The following is a 16719-nucleotide window of genomic DNA, read 5'->3' as shown; positions in this document are numbered from 1 at the left end:
ATTCACCACCACGTTAAGGAGTCACCATGAAAAGCGCGGTCTTCTATGGAAAGCACGATCTCAGGGTCGAGGATTCGACAAAGCCGGCCGTGGGCAAGCGCGACGTTCTGATCAACGTCAAGGCTTGCGGCGTCTGCGGTACCGACGTTCATATCTATGAAGGCGACAAGGGTGCAGCCGACGTTACCCCGCCCACGATCCTTGGTCATGAGTTTGCGGGGGTTGTCGAGGCCGTGGGCAGCGACGTCGCTGGCTTTAAACCGGGCGATCGCGTGTGCATCGACCCAAACCATCCCTGCGGCTGCTGCGAACCCTGCCGCGACGGAATCAACCACTACTGCGAGCATATGACCGGTTACGGCACCACCGTTAACGGCGGCTTTGCCGAGTACTGCTCCGTCGATATGCAGCAAGTCTACAAGTTGGGCGATCACACCAGCTTTGAGCAGGGTGCTATGACCGAGCCCGTCGCCTGCTGCCTGCACGGCATCGATATGTGCAACATCAAGCCCGGCAGCACGGTTGTCGTCATCGGCGGTGGCATGATCGGTCTGCTCATGATGCAGCTTGCCAAAAACGCCGGCGCCACCAAGGTTGTCTTGCTCGAGCCCGTCGAGGGCAAGCGCGAGGTTGCGCTCAAACTCGGCGCCGATCTGGCAATTGATTCCATCCACGAGGACGTCCCGGCCCGCCTGAAGCAGGAGGGCGTCGGCAACGTCGATGTCGTTATCGAGTGTGTTGGCAAGCCCGTCACCATCGAGCAGGCCATCCAGATCGCCGGCCACAAGGCTACGGTCATGATGTTCGGCCTCACCAAGCCCGATGAGACAATCACCGTCAAGCCCTTCGAGGTCTTCCAGAAGGAGCTTGTGCTCACCTCGTCCTACATCAACCCTTATACGCAGCGTCGCGCGCTCGAGCTCATCGACTCGGGCAGGATCGACGTTTCCTCGATGGTCGCAAAAGTGGCCTCCCTCGACGAACTCGGCGCCATCCTGTCAGACCCGGCCCTGCGTGCCATGGGTAAATATATAATCGACCCCAGCAAGTAAATCGATTGACACCTGCGCGGGCGGCCCTCACCCGTCGTTCGCGCACCCAGCTCTAGGAGACCGTCATGGCGCGAGCCATCTTCCAAACTATTTATGACAACGTGAAGCAGTCGATTGACGACGGCACATACGCCTATCAGAGTTATCTGCCTTCGGAGACTGAGCTCACGCAGCTGTTTGACTGTTCGCGCATGACGGTCCGTCGCGCCATCTCGATGCTTGCGGCAGATGGTTACGTGCTCCCCCAGCAAGGCAAAGGCATGCGCGTCATTCGCAACATCAGTGACGAGAAGAGTCGTGGTGGCGGCGGACTCGAGACCTTTAAGGAAATCGCGGTCAACCGAGGCTTTGAGCTCAAGACTGTCACCACCGTCTTTGAGCTCCTCATCTGCAGCAAGGCGCTCTCCAAGATTACTGGGTTTCCCGAAGGCTGTGAGCTCACACGCGCCAAACGCATCCGTTATGCAGACGGACAAGCCGTGTGCTCCGACGACTCCTATTACCTAAGCTCACAAGTACCGGGGCTGACACCCGAGATTGTCAACGACTCGATCTATCGTTACCTCGAAGAAGATCTTGGCATTAAGATTGCCACGGGCAAACGCGATGTAACGATCGAGCATCCCACGCCCGAGGATACGCGTGTGCTCGATCTTGACGACTTTAACGCACTCGCCGTTATACGCGGGCAGACCTACAACGCCGACGGCATCCTTATGGAATACACCGAGACCAAACAGGTCCCCGGGTTCTTTTTGCTCCATGAAACCGTGACGCGCAACGGTAGCGGTCGAACCGGCCACCAAAGCAGCATGAACTAACCATCTATTAGTTGCGGTGGAATAGTTCCTAGAATGGCCAGCTTAAGGGCAAAACAGGAACTGTTCCACCGCAACTTTTTTGGCCGATAGGGCAGTACCTGTCCCATCGGCCATCATTTACGCTCTTTTAGCTAGTCCGCGAGCTTCTCCACCTGGTCGAGCATCTTGTCAAGCTTGGCCTTTGCCTCGGCCTTGACCTTCTCGGCCTCCTCGTGAGCCTTCGCCTTCTGGGCGGCCTTTTCCTCAGCTTCGGGATCGACGACGACCAGATGGGACGCGTCATGCTCAACCAACTTGAGCGCATGCTCGGGGCACACCTTGACGCAGGCACCACAGCCCAAGCAATACGTGGATTCCAGTGCAAAGCGGCCGCTTCCCACCAGATCGCAGGCAAACGTGGGACAAACGTTGACGCACTCGCCACACGACGTGCACTTGTCAAAATCGCACTCCGGCGTGCTCACCTGCATGTTCTGGGCAAGCTCGGGATGGTTTTGCAGCGTCGAGAGCACCAGCTGCCGCCCGTGCGTGAGCGTACGGCGACGCTTGGTCGTCGTGGTGCCGCACATGGTGTTGAGCGTACGCTCCAACTGGGTAATCTGGTGGCGATGGGCTTTGAGCTTCTGCGTCACCGAGGCCAGCGCCGCCGTTGCCGGGTTGAGCTTGGTCACCGTCAGGCCCGTGGTGCGGGCGATCTTTTCCATGTACTCCTTGCGCTCGTACTCGCGGCGCTTATGGCATTTGAGGCTCTTGGGGTCGACCTCCAAGCCCATACCCGTGCCTGCCCACTCCTCGGCGGTAGCAATGGCCTCGCCCAGGATGTCCTCGCCACCGGTGTTGCGGCATTTATCGCACACGCCCAACGGCAGGTACACGCTCACGTTGGGATAGTCGGCCAGTACCGAAAACCAGGTCTCGGCCGTAATATCGCCCACACAGGCAACAACAACCTCGTTCTCGCGCGGCATGCGCTTAAGGGCGCGCGTGCAGGTGACGTAGGCGGTCTCGTGGCTCGTAGCCGCCGAGACAATGTCGTCGTAGACGTTTTTGGGCGCCAGGCGCGGCGAGATGATTGCCTCGGTCGGACAGGCAGCGGCGCACAGGCCGCACTTGCGACAGGAGTCGAGGATCTCGATGGCGTCTTCCTCGACCTCGATAGCGTTAACCGGGCACACGTCCATGCACGCGGTGCAGCCGCTCTTTTCGTTTTTGCAGGTCAGGCACGGAATGGTGTTGCCGCGCGGACGCTCCTTGTAGTCGGCAGGATTCCACTGCGGCGCCGACGGATCAAGTGCATCGGTCACACCGCCAAGCGGGTTTTTAAGAAAGTCGAAACCCTTGCTGATCTCGATAATGTCATCAAACAGATCGTGTTCCTGCGCCATGCGCGGCCCCTCCCTGAGCAGTGCAAACAAGCAAGAGATTATGATACGCCATCGGCCCACGCCTCGGGCAAATTACACGCGGAGCACCTTTGAGGCAAATAGACCATGGCCTATCGCCGTCTCGATTGCACAAGGTCAATCAAGCGCCAAACTATGCCTCGCACATGAGCTGCAGGAGCTTTTGTTTGGTCACCTTGGCCTGCTCGTTGGCCATGTTACGCTCGTTTCTAAAGACCGCATTTGCAACACCCTGCAGATCGGCATCGGAAATCTCGCCAAGACCCAGCTCCTCGAGCGTCGTCGGCAGACCAACGCGCTGGCAAAACTCGAGCACCTGATCAAGCTCGGGCGCACGCTCCAGGCGCAGCTGCACCACCAGACCAAATGCCACGGCCTCACCATGCATGGCCTTGCACTCGGGCAGAATCGTCAGGCCGTTGGCGATGGCATGGGCAAGCGCTAGGCCACCGCTCTCAAAGCCGACGCCCGAGAGCAGAATATTGCACTCGATCAGGCGCTCAACCGCCGGCGATACACGGCCCTTTTTGAGATCGCGCTTGGCAGCGACGCCGCACTCCATGAGTGTGTCATAGCAGGCACGAGCCGCGACCAGGGCCAAGTGCCCCGGCGTTCCACCATGCTCGTTGGCGCCGTGCGCCGCGGCGCACGAACGCGCCTCGAAGTACGTTGCCAGCGCATCGCCCATACCAGCGACCGTCATACGCAGCGGGGCCGCCGCGACCACGTTGGTATCGACCACGACTAGGTCTGGATTCTTCTCGAGCATCAGATAGCGGTCGAACGACCCATCCTCGTGATACAGCACCGAAATCGCACTGCACGGACCGTCCATCGAAGCCGCCGTGGGGCATACACACAACGGCAGCTCGGCATAAAACGCTACTGCCTTGGCGATATCGAGCATTTTGCCGCCGCCAATACCCACCACCATGTCGCAATACTCAGCCTGGGCTTCCTTAGCCATTTCGACAACGGCCTCTTCCGTACACGGACCGTTGTAAATCTTAAAGAACGGCTCGCTTAGATCTTTGTCCAGAAATCCATCGACAATCTGTCTGCACAGTCGATCCTCGGTGCCCTGGTCAAACAAGACATAGGCAGCGCAGCCCAACCATGACAAATACCTACCCTGACGCGAAAGCTCGCCCGGCCCCTGAACATACCGGCCGGGGCCGCCATAAACCATGGGAAGCGCCATGCGAGAATCCGCCCTTTCATCAAACAACGATTGGTGCAAAGTAACCTGACCCCTTTGCACCATAGCAAAAAGGGGCAAAGCCATCTGCTGGCTTTGCCCCTTCCTTAGCTTGATTTACTCATCCATGAGATAGTAGTGGCCCAGTGCGTCGGCACCCAGGATGGCGTTTGCGACCATCTCGGGCGTCACCTCAAACGGCATGTTGCACATGGTGTCCTCGGGCGCGCACGCGGCCTCGGCAACAATCATGGCCTTCTCGCGCGTAACCTCGGCAACGCCAAGTTCCTTCATCGTGACCGGCAGGCCCAGCTCAATGCAGAAGCCCAAGACTTCCTCGAGCTTCTCGGTCGGGGCATCCTCGAGTACCAGCTGGACGATGGTGCCGAAGGCGACCTTCTCGCCGTGATACATGCTGTGGCACTCGGGCAGCATCGTCAGACCATTGTGGATGGCATGAGCAGCAGCAAGGCCCGAGCTCTCAAAGCCAATGCCCGAAAGCAGCGTATTGGCCTCGATGATATGCTCGACGGCAGGCGTGAGCGCACCCTTCTCCAGCGCGACCTTGGCCTTGACGCCATCGGCCATAAGCGTCTCGTAGCAGAGCTTGGCGAGCGCCAGACCGGCCATGCCGCCCTTGCCGCCAGCGCAGGTGCCACCGTCGGCATCGTGCGTCGCCTGGGCCTCAAAGTAGGTTGCGAGCGCATCGCCCATACCGGAAACCGTCAGGCGCACCGGGCTCGCCGCGATAACCGTCGTATCCATCAGGACAATGTTGGGGTTTGCCTTAAGGAAGAGATATTTATCGAACTGGCCATCGTCGGTGTAGAGCACCGAAAGCGCCGAACACGGGGCATCGGTCGAAGCAATGGTGGGGCAAATGATAACCGGGGACTCCAGGTAATAGGCGACGGCCTTCGCGGTGTCGAGGATCTTGCCGCCACCGACGCCGACGATGATGTCGCAACCGTTGTCGCGAGCGAGCGCAACCAGGCGATCGACCTCGCCCTTGGAGCACTCGCCGTTAAAGTCCTCAAACAGCAGCTCAGCCTTAGCCTCGGCAAAACCGCCCTCGATCTTGGCACCGACGCGCTTCTTGCCCGAAGGCGTCACGATGACGAGGGCCTTAGCGCCGAGCGGCTCGACATAGGAACCGAGCTTGGCGAGCTCGTCCGGACCCTGGATGTACTTGCTGGGGCTATTGAAAATTGCAGCCATAACTATCCCATTCTCTAAAAGAAAAAAGAAAGGGGCTCCGTACAGATACGTGCGGAGCCCCTCGTTACGATAACAAGAGTCGATTAGAAATCGATGTCGGTGTCGTAGTAGCAGGCCTTGAGAATCTTCTCGAAGTCGGCAGCCTTGGTCTCACGCGGGTTCTCGGGCGTGCAGGCGTCCTGCTCGGCGTTCGCGGCGATCTCGGGGAGCTTGGCGAGGAACTCCTCCTCGGAAACCATCTGCGGGTTCTCGGCGTCGACCTTCACGCCACCATTCGCGTAATCCTTGATGGACTGCGGAATGTTGAGCTGGTCGTTGAGGTCGCGGATCTTCTGGACGAGCGCAGCGATGAGCTCCTCGTTGGTCTCGCCGGGAAGGTGCAGGATCTCCTTGGCCACGTAAGCGTAACGCTCGGCAGCACGGGGGTCCTTGGAGTTCCACTGGATGACCTTGCCCAGGTACATGGCGTTAGCAGCACCGTGGATGATGTGGCCGTTCTCGAAGGCAGCACCGGTCTTGTGAGCCATGGAGTGAACGATGCCGAGCAGGCCCGAGGAGAAGGCGATACCGGCGATGCACTGAGCCTCGTGCATGTGCTGACGGGCCTCATGGTCGCCAGCATAGGACTTGGGCAGCCACTCGACGATCTCGCGGATGCCGTGCAGAGCGTTGGCGTCGGTGAACATAGAGGCGAAGGTGGAAACGTAGGCCTCCATGCAGTGGGTCAGAGCATCCATGCCGGTGTGAGCGCACAGCTTGGCGGGCATGGTGTAGGTGAGCTCGGGGTCGACGATGGCGACATCAGGGGTGATGTTGAAGTCGGCCAGCGGGTACTTGATGCCCTTGGCGTAGTCGGTAATAACGGAGAACGCGGTGACCTCGGTAGCGGTGCCGGAGGTAGAGGAGATGGCGCAGAAATGAGCCTTCTGACGCAGCTCGGGGAAGCTGAACGGCTGGATGATGTTGTCGAAGGACTCCTCGGGATACTCGTAGAAGACCCACATGGCCTTAGCGGCATCAATGGGCGAGCCGCCGCCGATGGCGATAATCCAGTCGGGCTCGAACTCGCGCATGGCCTCGGCGCCCTTCATGACCGTCTCGATGGACGGGTCGGACTCGACGCCCTCGAACAGCTTGACCTCCATGCCGGCCTCTTTGAGGTCGGCCTCGACGTCCTGCAGGAACCCGCCGCGGCGCATGGAGCTGCCGCCAGAAACGATGATGGCCTTCTTGCCCTTGAGGTTCTTCACCTCGTGGCGAGCGCCCTCACCAAAGTACAGATCGCGAGGATTGGTAAAACGTCCCATACTGTGCCTCCTAAACAAGCCCCTCTTAGACTTGTGTATATAACGGAGCACCCGATTGGCTCCGTTAGGACCGTTTTGCGCGTTGCCGGCGATGACAACGCACGATGTCTAAACGTCTCAACGCTCAGACAAACACTATTTTACCGTTCTGGTTGGTCAGTTATTCACCTAAAGCTGCCAATGATGAAACGTTTTTTCTATCCTTGGAACCTCTTGCGTTGCGGTTATTGTCCCGAGCTGGGCAAACGTTTTATCAAGGTTGACTACATACCCCGGGCAGGACTGTGCCCCTCCAAAATATGCACCGTTCGCCGCCAAAAATCGACCGTTTGCGGCACCGTGATACCACTCGGTCGTCCAAGGTGCCGACATTTGTGCGACATCCGTCTTCGTGGTGCAAAGGTGCAAGTCCAAGTGCGGTACCCCCGGTGTGCCACATGCGGGTAAACTAGGACGTTATATAGAGACATTTGAACCCTAACCGCAGCAAAGGAGGCCCCATGGCATTCGATCCCATTCAAGAGGATTGCCATCGCCTCGTTCTTGAGGCCTTGCGCCGCGACAATATCCCGCTCACCGACGGTGCCGCCGTAGAGCGTCTGATGGAACAATTCACCCGCAACCCCGCGCCGCTCATCGTGCACGACCGCGACCGCGCCGGACATCTGATTGCCAAGGTTGTCGAGGCTGTCGACTACCGCATTCCCTTTATCCTCGACGATGCCCAAGCCGAGCAGGAAGAGGCCGCTGCCGAGAACATGCTTCGCGAGGCCGCCGCGCTCGATCCGACCAACTGGGATGCCCAGCGCATGCTGACGGCCCTCACCGCCGACTCCAACGAGGAATACGTGCAGTACTTGGTATCCAAGCGCGATGAAGTCGAGCATGACCTGGCACTCAAGATCGCCTCGGCGCAGGACCCCTATGAGCGCGAGGCCGCGGGCGACCTTATGCGCCGCCCCTACCTGCGCTGGCTTGCCGCTCTTGCATCGCGCGCCCTCATTAGCGGACGCTATCGCATGTCGCTCGAAGCTGCAAACCGCAGTCTGGAATTTGCGCCCAACGACCCCGCCGGCGTCCGCCACACCGCGATGCTCGCCATGGCAAAGCTCGAATACCCCGCCGAGGAGCTCAAACGATTTCGCTCTGCCCACTCCGTACCCTATCTCGCGAATACCCCGCTGCGCCGCCGCCCCAAAGATGCGGAGCGCGACTTGGACCCGTGGACGCTCATCGCACTGATGAGCGCAGCCTGGCGCGAGCTGGACTACGAGGGCGCCGAACACTACCTGCGTATCCTTGCGCACTCGTGTCCGCACGCGGCCGAGGCGCTCTACTTCCAAACCGAGTTTCCCGATGGCGTCTATGCCCGCGTCAACGTGGGTACAGGCTCCACCGACGAGCTCGTCCTTGCACTGTCCGAGGCGACGCCGGTACTGCAGGAGGGCTTGGGCGCTCCCGACAACGCCAGCTTTGCCGCCTGGGTCGCCACCAACGATATCGTGCGTTCCCAAATCGATGAGCGCATACTGCGGGCGGCCGAGCAGGGTTTGCCGTTTAAGGGAGGAGACCTCTAATGGATCCGAGCGTCTACATCCCCGCCTACCTGGAGCGCACCTATCTGGCGTCGCACCCCGAGCTCACCGATGCAGCACGCGAGCTTGTCCATAACGACGTGAACGTCAACCCTCATAAGTATGCGCAGTCCGAGCATGCCCAGGCGCTGCTGTCCTATGCCGGTGTTCATCGCCACCTGCTCGACGAGCTCCATCGCATCGAGGACATGGGCAGCGACGAGGAGTTTGAGCAGACGCGCAACCGCCTGTTCGACGATATGCGTGATGAGCTGCTCAAGATCGTCCGCATCGATGCGCATGTCCTCGACGCGCAGCTGCTCGCCATCATTTTGGCGGACACGCCCGTCGACGCCTGCCTGGGCGATCTGATGAAGCTCGAGGCGACCACGGCCGATTACCTGCAGCAAAGCGTGCCCGGGTTCGACATGGAAGCCCCGCACTACTGGGCCAACAAGGTGCTGGCAGAAGGGGTGACGGCAACCGATCTCACCGTATGCGAGCCGGCTCTTATCGGGTGGCTTCACACACTCGAGGCCATCTCGCAGCTGTGCATGGCGAGCGCCCGCTACCGTGCTGCCGCCAACTACGCCCGCCGCGTCCTTAAGGCGGAAGGCTACCCCACCCGAGCCGCAGGCACCGTGTTGCTCGCCCTCGCTCGCCTGGAAGACCAGGACGGCTTTTTTGCCCTGGCCCACCAGCTCGAGGAGCAGATGGGAGCCGATGCACTCGAGAACTCTCCCTGGTACCTGCTCGCCCGCACGATTCTGCTGTTCAAAACAAACAAGATGCGCCCGGCGACACGCGCGCTGCGTGAGTTTGCCAACCGTTGCGAGGGCGGCGCGTTCTTCTTGCTGAACCCCATGTACCAGACGCCGTACCTTCCCTGCCGGCCCGAACCACGCGATCCCTGGGATCTTTCGCACCAAGCCGTTTGGGAAGCGGACGGTATTATCTCGGACACCCCCGACTTTGCCCCCTGGGCCAATGCCTGCGAAGACGTTTCGCAGCTTGCCCAGGATTTTGCGCGCCGCTACGGTTTCTAGCGGTGCGATTCCCCCGACTATGTCATCTACGTTAGGAACGGCTTCATGAATCTCCGCTCATCTCTCGCCTGCACCTCAAGCGATATCGCCCGCTGGGGGCTGCGCTCTGTCCTTAAGCGCCAGGGCGGCGTACTCCCCGGCCGTATCGCCATGAAGATCGACCCCGAGCTGCTAAGCAACCTCGCCGGCCTTGTCGACAGCAGTGTGGTGATCACCGGTACTAATGGCAAGACCACCACCTCCAACCTCATCGCCGACGCCGTTGCCGCCAGCGGCGCTACCGTGGTGTGCAACCGTGCCGGCAACAATATGGAGCCCGGTGTGGTGGGTGCTCTGCTCGAGGCCCGCGGCGGCCTTAAGCACACTGACAGCGGCAAGCGCGTGGGCGTTTTTGAGTGCGATGAGCTCTACACCGTACGCGTCCTGCCCAAGCTCAAGCCAACTTACTTTGTGCTGCTCAACCTGTTCCGCGACCAGCTAGACCGCTACGGCGAAATCGACCATACCCAAGACGTCATCGCCCACGCGTTGGAGCTCTCGCCGACAACGACGCTTATCTATAACGCCGACGATCCGCTGTGTGCCTCGATTGCCGCGCGCGTTCCCAACGCGAGCATTGCCTTTGGCATCGACGGCGCCACCAACACAGAGTCCGACCGTATTAGCGACTCACGTTTTTGCTCACAGTGCAACGCGCCGCTGGAGTATGACTACGTGCAATACGGGCAGCTCGGCGCCTACCATTGCCCCTCGTGCGGCTGGGCCCGCCCCGCGCTTGTCCGTCGCGTGACGGGCGTGGAGCTCGGCTGCGACGGCTACGGCTTTGACCTGGTCTTTGGATCTGCGCCCGACGCGGCTACCGGACACATTGCCACACGCTACAACGGCCTGTACATGGTCTATAACGTTGCCGCCGCCTTCTTTGCCGCGCACGAGTTGGGCGTGGACACGGCGCTTCTACAGCCTACGCTCGATGCCTATGTGCCCGCCGGTGGTCGTATGGGGCGCTGGGATATCGCCGGCCGCACCGTCGAGGCCAACCTGGCCAAGAATCCCGTAGGCTTCGATCGACAAATCCAGTCCATCAAGACGGCAGACGGCAGACTCTGCGCTTTCTTCCTCAACGACAACGATGCCGACGGCCACGATGTATCGTGGATCTACGACGTCGACTTTGAGCGCATCGCCGACACGCCGGGTCTTGTCGCCTTTGCCGGCGGCACGCGCGCACACGACATGCAGGTGCGCCTGAAGTACGCCGGCATCGACGCCGCCATCATCTCGAATATCGAGCAGGCGATCGGCGCCGTGACAGACGAGGCCGCCGATGACACCTTCTACGCCGTTGCCAACTACACGGCCTTCCCGCCGCTGGTCAAGGAGCTCGACGGACTGAAGGGCGCCACTTCCGACGCTATTGCCGGGCGCGCCGTAGCCCGTGCCGACGGCAGCGCTCTTCCCGTCGGCATCGCACCAGTCGAGCTTTCGCGCCCGCTGCGCATCGTCTACCTGTATCCCGATGCCCTTAACCTCTACGGCGACGGCGGCAATGTTATCGCGCTCGAGCGCCGTTGCGCCTGGCGTGGCATTCCCGCGCGTGTAGACGAGGTCCGTATGGGCGAGGTGCTCGACCTGACGGACGCCGACATCGTCATGATGGGCGGCGGCTCCGACCGCGACCAGCTGGCCGTGGCACACGAGCTGCTCGCTCAAAAAGACAAGGTCGCGGCCTATGTTGAGGATGGCGGCTCGCTGCTTGCCATCTGTGGCAGCTATCAGCTGCTCGGCCGTTCGTACTATATGAGCGAGGATCGCATCGAGGGTCTGGGGGTCATTGCCGCCGAAACCGTACGCGGCTCCGACCGCCTGATCGGCAACGTCGCCGTCAAAACCGACCTGGCACCTAAGCCCTTTGTTGGCTTCGAGAACCACGGCGGCCGCACGCTTTTGGACGCCGATGCCACGCCGCTCGGAACGTCCGTCGTCACGGGTACCGGCAACAACGGCGACGATGGCTTTGAGGGCCTCATCTACAAGGGCGTCATCGGCACGTACCTACACGGACCGGCACTACCCAAGAACCCCGAGCTCGCCGACTGGCTCATCGCGCACGCCCTCGAGCGGCGCGGCGATGCGCAGGCCACAGCCCTGCTGCCGCTCAAGCCCCTCGACGACACCTACGAGCGCGCCGCCCACGACGCCGCCATGAAGCTCCTCCCCTAACGCCCCGCCACCATAAAGGGGACAGGCACCTTTGTGGTGGTTTTCCAGTTTGCCAACGATATACGCGCCGGCAAAAAAGTCTGCTATACTCTTTCCCGCTGTCCCCATCGTCTAGCGGCCAAGGACGCCACCCTTTCAAGGTGGATATCGCGGGTTCGAATCCCGCTGGGGGCACCACAGAATCTGAGAAGCCCGTTACCAATTCAGTAGCGGGCTTTTTGCTACCCATACGCCGGGATTCGAACCCGACAGGGTGCGGATCCCGGCACCATCGCAAGGCCTGTGGGCAAAAAATGGCAAATGTGAGTACTGTTACCGATTTAGTAACAGCGAATTTGGCCTTTTAGATGGTGAATCAGATGTCAAATCAACGACCTAGTGCTCAGATTGGGCCCGACCTCAGCTATATACCTGGACATATGTGGTCTAACTCGGCAAAAACTGCCATTTTGATATGGAACTAGTTTAGTGACAGTACTCATATTTGACGTTTTTTGTCCACGGCCCCTTATTGCGTGGGCGAATCAGTTGCAAAACGGACTCCAAAGCGTCCTTCACAAACAAAAAGCCGGGGTCCGCGCGATGCGGGCCCCGGCTTTCAACCGTGACGGTATGTTGTCCCAGTCTTACACGTAGAACAGGATGTCGTCGTAGGTCGGGACCGGCCAGTAGTCGGCGGCCACGATCTCCTCCATGGCATCCACGGCGGCACGCAGCGTATCCATAGCGGGAACGACCTCGTGCGCGTACACGTTGGCCTGCTCCTGACCATCGAGGGCCTCGGCCTTCTGATGTACGGCGTCGAGCGCCTTGATGGAGTCGTTGATGGCGGTGATGCCGTTGCAGAGCTTGTTGAGCGTGTTCTGCTCGCACTGCATGGCAGCATCGGCACCGGCAGCACGGATAGCCTCAAGGCCCTTAGCGACCTTGGTGGCATAGGCGGTAATGACCGGGCGATAGGTACGACGCGCCTCGCGAACCATCGTGGTGGCCTCGATGTTCATGAGCTTGTTGTACTTCTCGAGCTTGCAGTCGTAGCGGCACTGAGCCTCGGCCTTGGTCAGGACACCCGTCTCCTCAAAGAGCGCAATGGCCTTATCGGAAACAAAGGCGGGCAGGGCATCGGCCGTGGTCTTGTTGTTGGCAAGGCCGCGCTTCTCGGCCTCGACGGGCCACTCATCGGAGTAGCCATCGCCGGAGAAGAGGATGCGCTGGTGGTCGGTCAGCACCTTCTTGCAGTACTCGAGCGCGGCGTCCTGGAACTTATCCTCGGGCGTACCCTCGAGTGCGTCGGCGAAGGACTTGAGCGACTTGGCCACGGCGGCATCGAGCACCAGGTTGGAGTCGGAGACGTTCTGCTCGGAGCCGCAGGCACGGAACTCGAACTTGTTGCCGGTGAAGGCAAACGGGGAGGTGCGGTTGCGGTCGGTGTTGTCCTGCATCAGCTTGGGCAGGGTATCGGCGCCCAGGTCGAGCACGCCGCGCGTGGCATGGACGGAAGCCTTGCCATCGATGATCTTCTCGACGACCTCGGTAAGCTGGTCGCCCAGGAAGATGGACATAATCGCCGGAGGAGCCTCGTTGGCGCCCAGACGATGATCGTTGCCGGCCGAGGCAACGGAGGCACGCAGGAGCTCCTGATAGTTATCGACGGCCTCGATCACCGCGGTGAGGAAGACGATGAACTGCAGGTTGTCGAGCGGGGTGTCGCCCGGGTCGAGCAGGTTCTCGGACTCGGTGCCAAGCGACCAGTTGTTGTGCTTGCCCGAACCGTTGATGCCCTCAAAGGGCTTCTCGTGCAGCAGGCAGACCAAGTCGTGACGGGAGGCGATGAGCTTCATCTTCTCCATCATGACCAGATTCTGGTCGATGGCCTCGTTGACCTCGCCATAGACAGGGGCGAGCTCATGCTGGCAGGGAGCAACCTCGTTGTGCTTGGTCTTGGCGGGAATGCCAAGCGCCCACAGTTCATCGTCCAGGTCCTTCATATAGGCCGAGACGGTGGGGCGGATAGCGCCAAAGTAGTGCTCCTCGAGCTCCTGGCCCTTGCAGGGAGCAGCGCCAAAGAGGGTGCGTCCGGTGATGACCAGATCTCTGCGCTTGCGGTAAGCGTCCTTCTTGATCAGGAAGTACTCCTGCTCATCGCCCACGGAAGGAACGACCTTCTTGGGGGTCTTGCCAAACAGAGCCAAAACGCGCTTGGACTCACGCGAGAGCGCGGTCATGGAACGCAGCAGCGGGGTCTTCTTGTCCAGGGCCTCGCCCGTGTAGGAGCAGAAAGCCGTGGGGATGCACAGGACATCGTCCTTAATGAATGCGGGGCTAGTGGGATCCCAAGCGGTGTAGCCACGGGCCTCGAAGGTGGCGCGCAGGCCGCCGTTGGGGAAGCTGGAGGCATCCGGCTCGCCCTGGATGAGGTTCTTGCCCGTAAACTTGGTAATGGCGGTGCCATCGTGGTTGGGCTCAAGGAAGCTATCGTGCTTCTCGGAAGTAATGCCCGAAAGCGGCTGGAACCAGTGCGCGTAGTGCGTTGCACCCTTGGAGATGGCCCAGACCTTCATGGCATGGGCAACGGCGTTGGCCACGTCCAGGTCGAGCGGCTCACCGTCCTCGAGGGTTGCAGCAAGGCGCTTCCAAATGTCCTTGGGGAGGTAGTCCTTCATGACTTCCTCAGAGAACACCATGGTCCCGAAGCGGTCAGTAAGTTCGGCCATACGGAACTCCCTTCGTATCGGCACCGCGTGAGATGCGGTGTTGATTACTAACGAACGAGCCTTAGATTAGACTCGCCGTGTTTCCGCAACATTACCGTTATGTTGCTGTCACGAAACCAATCAATGAGGTTACCGCATCGCGGCGGCGTTGCCGCCCTCAACAGCCAATCAACTGTATAAATTGCAGACCTCCCCCCATGGTTTAAGGGCGGTCAATCTAGGATAGGGCTCTATTAACTGGTATTTCGCATCAGATACCATTCAATATGGCCCCATCTTAGATTGACCGCCCTGCTATAGGGAATGCCGATAGTAGGGCATCTTTGATTGGTATCCCCAAATAGCGAGTGAAACTCCACCGTGACACAGCGGTGCTGTAGAATCCTTACAACACATCACACTATTACGTATCTAGAGGAGCACGATATGCGCGTCGACGAGGTTTTTAAGCAGGCAGCATCCCAGGGCACCGCACCCGTTTCGTTTGAGATGTTCCCGCCCAAGGGCGAGCTTACCCTCGACACGGCTCGCGAGGTGGCGGGCAACCTGTGCAAGCTTTCGCCGAGCTTTGTCTCAGTTACTTGCTCGGCCGGCGGCTCGGGCAACGGTGCCACCACCGCCCCCATCGCGCATATGATTACGAGCGAATTCGATACACCCTCGGTGGCACACCTCACCTGCGTCGGCCGCACGCATGCCGATATCGCCGCCAAAATCGACGAGTACCGCTCCGCCGGTGTGGAAAACATCCTGGCCCTGCGTGGAGATCTCCCCGCCGGCGCGACCGAGGACGACAAGCCCGCCTCCGACTACGCCTACGCCCGCGACCTCATCCCCGAGCTCATCGACGCCGGCTTTTGCGTGGGCGCCGCGGCCTACCCCGAGGGCCACATTGCCTGTGAGGATCTCAACCTCTCGGTCGAATACCTCAAGCAAAAGCAGGACGCCGGCGCAAGCTTCTTTGTGACGCAGCTCTTCTTTGATAACGAGTGCTTCTACCGTTTTCGTGAGCTTGCCGACAAGGCCGGTATCACCGTGCCCATTACCGCGGGCATCATGCCGTTTATGGGCAAGTCGCAGATCAGCCGCATGGTCTTTATGTGCGGTGCGTCGCTGCCCTCCCCCGTCATCAAGATTCTCGCCAAGTACGAGAACGACCCCGAGAGCCTGCAGGCAGCCGGTGTAGATTATGCCGCCCGTCAGCTTTGCGACCTTAAGGAGCACGGCGCCGCCGGTCTGCACCTGTACACTATGAATCGTCCTGCAATCGCCGCAACCATTATGGAGCGCCTAGGGTAATGGAAAGACCGCACATCGATACAACCGCTGTCGAAGTGCCGGCTGACCTTGCGTCGCTGGCGCTTTACCGTATCGACGCTGCCCATCATCCCCGAGTCGACCGTGCCGAGATGCTGCGCTATCTGGGCTACGGCGGCCAGCAGATTGAGCCCGAGCTGTCACGACGAATTGAGCTTGTCGTTGAGCGTCTGGAGCTAGACATTGAGCCCCGTGGCGTGCGCCGTGTATTTGCCATCGATGCCACGAGCGTGGACGAGCAGGGAGAGCCCAGCATCCGTCTGGTTGGCACCAACGTTGAGCTGCGAGGTCGCGATATCTATCGACATCTCAAAGATGCCCGCTTTGCCGCGCTCATAGCATGCACCCTCGGCATGGACGCCGAGCGTCGCCTGCGCATCACGGGAGCCCAACATCCCCTGGAGGGCGCCGTGCTCGACGCCGCGTGCTCCGCTTACGTGGAAGCCGCCGTCGAGCAAATGGACCAGCAGGTCAAGACGGACGCCGCCGTTCATGGGCTCGCCGGCAACTGGCGCTTCAGTCCCGGCTATGGCGACTGCCCGCTTTCGGCCCAGCGCTCGATCGTGGATACACTCAACGCCACGCGCCTCATTGGACTTACTGTTACCCCCACCAGCCTGCTCATGCCCACCAAGAGCGTGACCGCGGTGATCGGTCTGTTCGATGGCGAGGTTCACGACGCCCAGAGCCGCCCCACCTGCACTATCTGCCGCATGCGTGAGCACTGCCGCTTCCGCGCCGCCCACACCACCTGCTATTCGCATTCTGAATAAAATGTCAATTGATGGCACGGTATCGAGGGAATCTCATCCGAATGTAAGCGGATGTCCTCACAAACAAGTACCA

At 60.3% G+C, this 16719-nt stretch carries 12 protein-coding genes and 1 tRNA gene; 8 read left to right on the top strand and 5 right to left on the bottom strand.

From position 1 onward, the window contains the following. Nucleotides 1-26 precede the first annotated feature (26 nt). Together DW913_RS06990 and DW913_RS06985 are read left to right on the top strand one after the other, a co-directional pair. Nucleotides 27-1052 (top strand): zinc-dependent alcohol dehydrogenase family protein, encoded by a 1026-nt coding sequence (locus DW913_RS06990; protein WP_117798055.1) that lies wholly within the window; start codon nucleotides 27-29, stop codon nucleotides 1050-1052. A gap of 65 nt (nucleotides 1053-1117) precedes the next feature. Then, a complete protein-coding gene (locus DW913_RS06985; protein WP_117798054.1) occupies nucleotides 1118-1873 on the top strand; it encodes a GntR family transcriptional regulator in 756 nt (251 codons plus the stop codon). 131 nt (nucleotides 1874-2004) lie between these two features. On the opposite strand, the gene DW913_RS06980 is transcribed toward DW913_RS06985, so the two are convergent. The 4 genes from DW913_RS06980 to DW913_RS06965 form a co-directional block, all read right to left on the bottom strand. Further along, complete coding sequence (locus tag DW913_RS06980; RefSeq protein WP_117798053.1) at nucleotides 2005-3258, bottom strand: 4Fe-4S binding protein; 1254 nt, start codon at nucleotides 3256-3258, stop codon at nucleotides 2005-2007. A gap of 151 nt (nucleotides 3259-3409) precedes the next feature. After that, nucleotides 3410-4477: a glycerol dehydrogenase gene (locus tag DW913_RS06975; RefSeq protein ID WP_158566214.1), complete on the bottom strand. Its 1068-nt coding sequence runs from the start codon at nucleotides 4475-4477 to the stop codon at nucleotides 3410-3412. A gap of 114 nt (nucleotides 4478-4591) precedes the next feature. Continuing rightward, nucleotides 4592-5692, bottom strand: a complete 1101-nt coding sequence (locus DW913_RS06970) for a glycerol dehydrogenase (RefSeq protein ID WP_022093872.1) — start codon at nucleotides 5690-5692, stop codon at nucleotides 4592-4594. Nucleotides 5693-5775: 83 nt separating this feature from the next. After that, nucleotides 5776-6999 carry an iron-containing alcohol dehydrogenase gene (locus DW913_RS06965; RefSeq protein ID WP_117798051.1) on the bottom strand — a complete coding sequence of 408 codons (1224 nt, stop codon included), beginning with the start codon at nucleotides 6997-6999 and terminating at the stop codon, nucleotides 5776-5778. A 500-nt stretch (nucleotides 7000-7499) separates the two neighbouring features. On the opposite strand from DW913_RS06965, the gene DW913_RS06960 reads away from it, so the two are divergent. The 4 genes from DW913_RS06960 (at nucleotide 7500) to DW913_RS06940 (ending at nucleotide 12019) form a co-directional block, all read left to right on the top strand. Then, nucleotides 7500-8576, top strand: a complete 1077-nt coding sequence (locus DW913_RS06960) for a hypothetical protein (protein WP_117798050.1) — start codon at nucleotides 7500-7502, stop codon at nucleotides 8574-8576. Further along, nucleotides 8576-9619, top strand: a complete 1044-nt coding sequence (locus DW913_RS06955) for a hypothetical protein (protein WP_117798049.1) — start codon at nucleotides 8576-8578, stop codon at nucleotides 9617-9619. Before DW913_RS06960 ends, DW913_RS06955 begins: the two co-directional genes overlap by 1 nt. A 45-nt stretch (nucleotides 9620-9664) precedes the next feature. Next, a complete protein-coding gene (locus DW913_RS10180) occupies nucleotides 9665-11842 on the top strand; it encodes a MurT ligase domain-containing protein (RefSeq protein WP_233542027.1) in 2178 nt (725 codons plus the stop codon). A gap of 100 nt (nucleotides 11843-11942) precedes the next feature. Next, nucleotides 11943-12019 (top strand) — tRNA-Glu (locus DW913_RS06940). A gap of 449 nt (nucleotides 12020-12468) precedes the next feature. Here the strand turns inward: DW913_RS06940 and DW913_RS06935 are convergent. Then, a complete protein-coding gene (locus tag DW913_RS06935) occupies nucleotides 12469-14556 on the bottom strand; it encodes a glutamine synthetase III (protein ID WP_117798048.1) in 2088 nt (695 codons plus the stop codon). A gap of 426 nt (nucleotides 14557-14982) precedes the next feature. Between DW913_RS06935 and DW913_RS06930 the strand changes: the two genes are divergently transcribed. Together DW913_RS06930 and DW913_RS06925 are read left to right on the top strand one after the other, a co-directional pair. Next, nucleotides 14983-15855: a methylenetetrahydrofolate reductase gene (locus DW913_RS06930; RefSeq protein WP_117798047.1), complete on the top strand. Its 873-nt coding sequence runs from the start codon at nucleotides 14983-14985 to the stop codon at nucleotides 15853-15855. Beyond that, entirely contained in the window at nucleotides 15855-16646 is a 792-nt protein-coding gene (locus tag DW913_RS06925) for a hypothetical protein (RefSeq protein WP_117798046.1), read from the top strand. Before DW913_RS06930 ends, DW913_RS06925 begins: the two co-directional genes overlap by 1 nt. Nucleotides 16647-16719 lie beyond the last annotated feature (73 nt).

Source organism: Collinsella sp. AM42-18AC (genome assembly GCF_003467965.1).
Lineage (GTDB): Bacteria > Actinomycetota > Coriobacteriia > Coriobacteriales > Coriobacteriaceae > Collinsella.
This window is presented reverse-complemented; position numbering and strand designations above follow the sequence as displayed.